At 58.2% G+C, this 6,645-nt stretch carries 5 protein-coding genes and 1 pseudogene; all 6 read right to left on the reverse strand.

Translation table 11 applies throughout. The features are described from left to right. Positions 1–950 (reverse strand): annotated as a pseudogene (locus D8V06_RS27515) (polyribonucleotide nucleotidyltransferase); the annotation flags it as partial. A 207-nt stretch (positions 951–1,157) separates the two neighbouring features. Further along, positions 1,158–1,427, reverse strand: a complete 270-nt coding sequence (rpsO, locus tag D8V06_RS27520; RefSeq protein ID WP_011332409.1) for a 30S ribosomal protein S15 — start codon at positions 1,425–1,427, stop codon at positions 1,158–1,160. A gap of 118 nt (positions 1,428–1,545) precedes the next feature. Continuing rightward, positions 1,546–2,463, reverse strand: a complete 918-nt coding sequence (gene truB / locus D8V06_RS27525) for a tRNA pseudouridine(55) synthase TruB (RefSeq protein WP_056854970.1) — start codon at positions 2,461–2,463, stop codon at positions 1,546–1,548. 3 nt (positions 2,464–2,466) lie between these two features. Then, positions 2,467–2,868: a 30S ribosome-binding factor RbfA gene (gene rbfA, locus D8V06_RS27530; protein WP_034148332.1), complete on the reverse strand. Its 402-nt coding sequence runs from the start codon at positions 2,866–2,868 to the stop codon at positions 2,467–2,469. A 159-nt stretch (positions 2,869–3,027) separates the two neighbouring features. Beyond that, complete coding sequence (gene infB / locus D8V06_RS27535; protein ID WP_056854969.1) at positions 3,028–5,547, reverse strand: translation initiation factor IF-2; 2,520 nt, start codon at positions 5,545–5,547, stop codon at positions 3,028–3,030. Between the two features lie 27 nt (positions 5,548–5,574). Then, the coding region (gene nusA, locus D8V06_RS27540) for a transcription termination factor NusA (protein WP_130932197.1) at positions 5,575–6,645 on the reverse strand (1,071 nt) is incomplete at its 5' end.

A 6,645-nucleotide genomic window follows, 5' to 3' on the forward strand; every position in this document is an offset into this window, starting at 1 on the left:
ATACGTGGCTTGCCGTTAACGATGTTTTCGCGAACGGTGCGGTATTCGATTTCACCGAAAGCCGCTTTGACGTCGGAAGCGGAAGGCTGGCCTTCTTCACCGGACAGCTTGGCAACAACCTGGTCTTTCAACTCGCCCAGGCGAGCGTAACGGTCGGCTTTGACGGTGATGGTGTAGGCCTGGGAGATCGCTTCGCCGAACTCGGCACGGATAGCGCCCAGCAGTTCGGTGGCTTCTGGCGCTGGAGCCCAGGTCCAGGTTGGCTTGGCAGCTTCGGCAGCCAGTTCCTTGACCGCGTTGATCACAACCTGGAACTCGTCGTGAGCAAACAGTACCGCGCCCAGCATCTGGTCTTCGGTCAGCTCTTTGGCTTCCGATTCAACCATCAATACGGCGTCCGAAGTACCGGCAACGACCATGTCCAGGCTCGAGGCAGCCTGTTGCTCGTAGGTCGGGTTCAGCAGGTAGCCGGTGCTTTCGTGGAAGGCAACGCGGGCAGCGCCGATCGGGCCATCGAAAGGAATGCCGGAGATCGCCAGGGCTGCCGAAGTACCGATCATCGCAGCGATGTCCGGATCGGTCTTCTTGCTGGTGGAAACGACGGTGCAGACAACCTGCACTTCGTTCATGAAGCCTTCAGGGAACAGCGGACGGATCGGACGGTCGATCAGTCGGGAAGTCAGGGTTTCTTTCTCGGAAGGACGGCCTTCACGCTTGAAGAAACCGCCAGGGATCTTACCGGCAGCGTAAGTTTTTTCCTGGTAGTGAACAGACAGAGGGAAGAAGCCCTTGCCTGGATCGGCTTGTTTTGCACCGACTACGGTCACCAATACGCTGACGTCGTCGTCAACGGTGACCAATACTGCGCCGGAGGCCTGACGGGCGATTCGGCCAGTCTCGAGGGTAACGGTCGACTGACCGAACTGGAATTTTTTGATTACCGGGTTCACGGTGTCCTACCTTCTTTTGTGGCTCTTGGGGAAACGGGTTTCTTGCGAAATTCTTGGGCAACGCCGGGAATCGGCCCGACACAATTGTCCAGGTGCTACTCAGGTAAAGCAGGTATCCAGATAAAACTTGAGGCTGGGAGCCTGCCGTGCACTGGCGGGAAACCCGCTGGTGCACGACAGACAACCAACCTCTAGCGCAATCGCTTATTAGCGACGCAGACCCAGGCGAGCGATCAGAGCGCTGTAACGGCTCACGTCCTTGCCTTTCAGGTAGTCCAGCAGCTTGCGACGCTGGTTAACCATGCGGATCAGACCACGACGGGAGTGGTGATCTTTACCGTTGGCCTTGAAGTGACCTTGCAGTTTGTTGATGTTGGCGGTCAGCAGTGCTACTTGCACTTCCGGCGAACCAGTGTCACCAACAGCTTGCTGGTAGTCAGCAACGATTTGAGCTTTTTCTTGAACGTCGAGAGCCATGAGGCAATCCTTTTATCAGGAAACTGTTTGTCGAAAAACAGTTTCAACAGGCCAGGGACAAATCCCTGTATCTAAAAATGAGTAGTGACCGTGCCTGCTGACAGCCACACTCGTTCGGTCATTCTGACCGAATCAGTCGACGCGGCGCGATGCGCCCGTCTTCGCTCACTTCACCGATACCGATGAAGCGACCATTGTGATCCTGTACCCGTACCATGCCGAACTTCGGTGCATCCGGGGCGCGAACCGGCTGGCCGTTGAGCCAGTAGAACGAGCTGTGCTCCGAGAACTGCAACAACGGCCAATCGAGCAGGCCGCTGTCCGATGGCATCAGGAAGCGATCAACCGCTTCGTTGCCGCCTTCGGCATGTACCGCTTCCAGCTCTTCCAGGGTGACGGTCTGGGCCAGCGTGAAAGGCCCGGCCTGGGTACGTCGCAGTTCTGCAACGTAAGCGCCACAACCGAGTTTTTCACCAATATCCTCCACGAGGGTACGAATATAGGTGCCTTTGCTGCAATCCACTGCCAGTCGCGCAGTATCACCTTCGAAGGCCAGCAATTCCAAGCGCGCAATAGTAACAGAACGCGGTTCGCGCTCCACTACTTCGCCAGCACGCGCCAGCTTGTACAACGGCTGGCCATCCCGCTTGAGGGCCGAGTACATCGGCGGTATCTGACTGATTTGCCCACGAAAATCCGGCAGGACAGCTTCGATATCGGCGCGACCAACGGTCACCGGGCGTTCCTGCAGAACCTCACCTTCGGCGTCCGCCGTGGTGGTGGTTTTGCCCAGTTGCGCCAACGTCTCGTAACCCTTGTCCGAATCGAGCAGGTATTGCGAGAACTTGGTGGCTTCACCGAAGCACAGCGGCAGAACGCCGGTGGCCAGCGGATCGAGACTGCCGGTGTGACCGGCCTTCTCGGCGTTCAGCAACCAGCGGACCTTCTGCAAAGCTGCGTTGGAGGTGAACCCCAGCGGCTTGTCGAGCAGGATGATTCCGCTGACATTACGACGGATACGTTTGACCTGAGCCACCGATTACTCCTTGGTGTCTTCGGCTTCTGCCGCAACCGGATGCTGATTGTCTTCAGCCACAGCGCGCTCGATCAATGCCGACAGATGCGCACCGCGCACGACGCTTTCGTCGTAGTGGAAGTGCAATTGCGGGACGCTGCGCAGCTTCATTTCGCGAGCCAGTTGCATACGCAGGAAACCGGCGGCGGAATTCAGCACCTTGATGCTTTGAGCGATGTCTTCAGCGCTGTCCTGACCCATCACGGTGATGAAAATCTTGGCATGACCGACGTCACGGCTGACTTCCACAGCAGTAATGGTGACCAGGCCGACGCGCGGGTCTTTGACTTCGCGACGGATCAGCTGTGCCAGCTCGCGCTGCATCTGATCGCCGATACGTTGGGTACGGCTATATTCTTTTGCCATGTCTTGTTACCTGTAACTGCCCCACGGTGAAACCCGTGAGGTCTGAAAGCGGCAAACGCCCGGCCTGACAGAAGCCAGACCGGGCGTTGCGTTTAGAGTCCGGGTGATGCGTCGCACGATTGAGTGCGACCGGCCATCACGGCTCCTGAAGTGCGCGAGTTAGAGGCTGCGAGCAACCTGAACCTTCTCGAAGACTTCGATCTTGTCACCGACTTTGACGTCGTTGTAGCTCTTCACGCCGATACCGCATTCCATGCCGGCACGTACTTCGGAAGCGTCATCCTTGAAGCGGCGCAGGGATTCCAGCTCGCCTTCGAAGATAACGATGTCTTCACGCAGTACACGGATTGGACGGTTACGGTGAACAACACCTTCGATAACCATGCAACCGGCGATCGCGCCAAACTTTGGCGAACGGAACACGTCACGCACTTCGGCGATACCCAGGATGTTCTCGCGAACATCGCTGCCGAGCATGCCGGTCAGGGCTTTCTTGACGTCTTCGATGATGTCGTAGATCACGTTGTAGTAACGCATATCCAGACCTTCCTGCTCGACGATCTTGCGAGCACCGGCATCGGCACGCACGTTGAAGCCAAACAGTACAGCGTTGGAAGCCAGAGCCAGGTTGGCGTCGGATTCGGTGATACCACCGACACCGCCACCGACCACACGTACTTGCACTTCGTCGTTACCCAGGCCATTCAAGGCACCGTTCAACGCTTCCAGCGAACCACGGACGTCGGATTTGAGGACGATGTTGAGCGTCTTCTTCTCTTCCTGACCCATGTTTTCGAAGATGTTTTCCAGCTTGCCGGCGTGAGCGCGAGCCAGTTTGACTTCGCGGAACTTGCCTTGACGGAACAGAGCCACTTCACGGGCTTTCTTCTCGTCGGCAACCACGCTCATCTCGTCGCCAGCGTCCGGGGTACCGTCCAGGCCGAGAATTTCGACAGGGATGGCCGGACCGGCTTCCTTGATTGGCTTGCCGTTCTCGTCGAGCATGGCCCGAACGCGACCGTAGTTCGAACCGACCAGAACCATGTCGCCTTGACGCAGGGTACCGTCCTGAACCAGAACGGTAGCCACCGGGCCACGGCCCTTGTCCAGACGCGATTCAACCACGACACCACGGCCAGGAGCCGAAGGAGTTGCAGTCAGTTCCAGGACTTCGGCTTGCAGCAATACGGCTTCGAGCAGTTCGTCGACACCGGTACCCATCTTCGCCGAGACCGGTACGAATGGAGTATCACCACCCCACTCTTCCGAAGTCACGCCGTGGACCGACAGTTCGCTACGGATGCGATCGAGGTCAGCACCTGGCTTGTCGATCTTGTTCACAGCGACAACCAGCGGAACGCCAGCAGCCTGAGCATGCTGAACGGCTTCGATGGTTTGCGGCATTACGCCGTCGTCCGCTGCAACCACCAGGATCACGATGTCGGTCGCCTTGGCACCACGGGCACGCATTGCGGTAAACGCGGCGTGACCAGGGGTGTCGAGGAACGTCACCATGCCACGGTCGGTTTCAACGTGATATGCACCGATGTGCTGGGTAATGCCACCGGCTTCGCCCGCAGCAACCTTGGCACGACGGATGTAGTCGAGCAGGGAAGTTTTACCGTGGTCAACGTGGCCCATTACGGTCACGACTGGCGCACGGGAAACAGCCTCACCTTCAAACTTCAGGGACTCTGCCAGGGAATCTTCCAGGGCGGTATCGCTGACCAGGGTCACTTTGTGGCCCAGTTCTTCAGCAACCAGTTGGGCAGTTTCCTGATCCAGTACCTGGTTGATGGTCGCTGGAGTACCCAGTTTGAACATGAACTTGATGATTTCAGCAGCCTTGACCGACATCTGCTGAGCGAGATCGCCAACAGTGATGGTCTCGCCGATCTTCACTTCACGCACGACAGGGCCGGTTGGGCTCTGGAAACCGTGGGCGTTGCGCTTCTTCAGCTTGGCCTTGCCGCGACCACCACGACGGAAGCCATCGCTTTCTTCGTCGGTAGTACGTGGGGCAACGCGTGGCGCAGGTGCTTTTTCCTTGACCGAAGCACGATGCGGAGCGTTTTTGCGCTCGCCATCGCCACCACCGCGACGATTGTTATCGTCGGCACGTGGCTTGTCCGGACGGCGCGGCTCGTCACGCTTGCGAGCGTCTGCAGCCGGTGCGGCAGCCACAACCGGAGCGCTTTCACGCACAGGCTCGGCCACTGCAACAGGCGCAGCAACAGGTTCGGCTGGAGCGGTCGGCGCAGCAGCAGGCTGGCGACGCGCTTCTTCTTCGGCGCGACGCTTGGCTTCTTCTTCAGCCTTCTGACGTGCAGCATTTTCTACTGCGCGACGTTCATCCAGTTCACGCTTGCGCTCGGCTTCGATTTCTTCCGGGCTGCGCTGTACGAAGACTTTCTTCTTGCGTACTTCAACGCTGATGCTTTTGCTGCCAGCAACACGCAGGGTGCTGGTGGTTTTACGCTGCAGCGTAATCTTGCGTGGTTCTTCCACTTTCGCCTTGTGGCTGCTTTTCAAGTGAGTCAGCAACGATTGCTTCTCACTGTCAGTCACACTTTCTTCGGCGGCGGTGTGCGGCAGACCTGCCTCACGCATCTGCTGCAACAGGCGCTCTACCGGTGTTTTGACCTCATCGGCCAGTTGTTTCACCGTGACTTGCGTCATGCACTTCTCTCCTCAGGCCGCGCCTAATTACTCGAACCAGTGGGCTCGGGCGGCCATGATCAACTTGCCGGCACGATCATCGTCAATGCCGTCGATGTCGAGCAGATCGTCAATAGACTGCTCGGCCAGGTCTTCGCGGGTAATTACGCCGCGCACCGCCAGTTCCATCGCCAAATCCTTGTCCATACCCTCAAGCGAGAGCAGGTCTTCGGCCGGATGGGCGTCTGCCAGCTTTTCCTCAGTAGCGATGGCTTTGGTCAACAAACGATCCTTGGCACGAGCGCGAAGCTCGTTGACGATGTCTTCGTCAAAGCCGTCGATGTTGAGCATCTCTTCCAACGGTACGTAGGCAATCTCTTCCAGGCTGGTGAAGCCTTCATCTACCAGCACCTGAGCCAGTTCTTCATCGACTTCAAGCTCTTCGATGAAGTTGCGCAGGATGTCGCCGGTTTCTGCTTGCTGCTTAGCCTGGATGTCCGATTCGGTCATCACGTTCAGGGTCCAGCCAGTCAACTGGCTAGCCAGACGCACGTTCTGACCACCGCGACCGATGGCCTGAGCCAGATTGTCTGCGCCAACGGCGATGTCCATGGCATGGGCATCTTCGTCAACGATAATTGCCGCAACCTCGGCCGGGGACATGGCGTTGATCACGAACTGGGCCGGGTTGTCGTCCCACAGCACGATATCAACACGCTCACCGCCCAACTCACCCGATACCGCCTGGACGCGCGAACCGCGCATACCGATGCAGGCACCTTGTGGGTCGATGCGCTTGTCCTTGGAGCGGACGGCGATCTTGGCACGCGAACCCGGATCACGGGAGGCGGCCATGACCTCGATGAGGCCTTCGGCGATTTCCGGCACTTCGATACGGAACAGCTCGATCAGCATTTCCGGCGCGGTACGCGACAGGATCAGCTGCGGGCCGCGGTTCTCGGTGCGGATTTCCTTGAGCAGTGCACGCAAGCGCACACCCACCCGGAAGGTTTCGCGAGAAATGATGTCTTCACGGGCCAGCAACGCCTCAGCGTTGTTGCCCAGATCGACGATCACGTTGTCGCGGGTCACTTTCTTCACGGTGCCGGAGATGATTTC

Source organism: Pseudomonas sp. Sample_24, from assembly GCF_004307605.1.
In the GTDB taxonomy this organism is placed as follows: domain Bacteria; phylum Pseudomonadota; class Gammaproteobacteria; order Pseudomonadales; family Pseudomonadaceae; genus Aquipseudomonas.

Excerpts from the sequence above, each read along its gene's own strand:
- rpsO (WP_011332409.1), bottom strand. The coding sequence starts at position 1,427 with ATGGCTCTCGACGTTCAAGAAAAAGCTCAAATCGTTGCTGACTACCAG.
- rbfA (WP_034148332.1), bottom strand. The coding sequence starts at position 2,868 with ATGGCAAAAGAATATAGCCGTACCCAACGTATCGGCGATCAGATGCAG.
- infB (WP_056854969.1), bottom strand. The coding sequence starts at position 5,547 with ATGACGCAAGTCACGGTGAAACAACTGGCCGATGAGGTCAAAACACCG.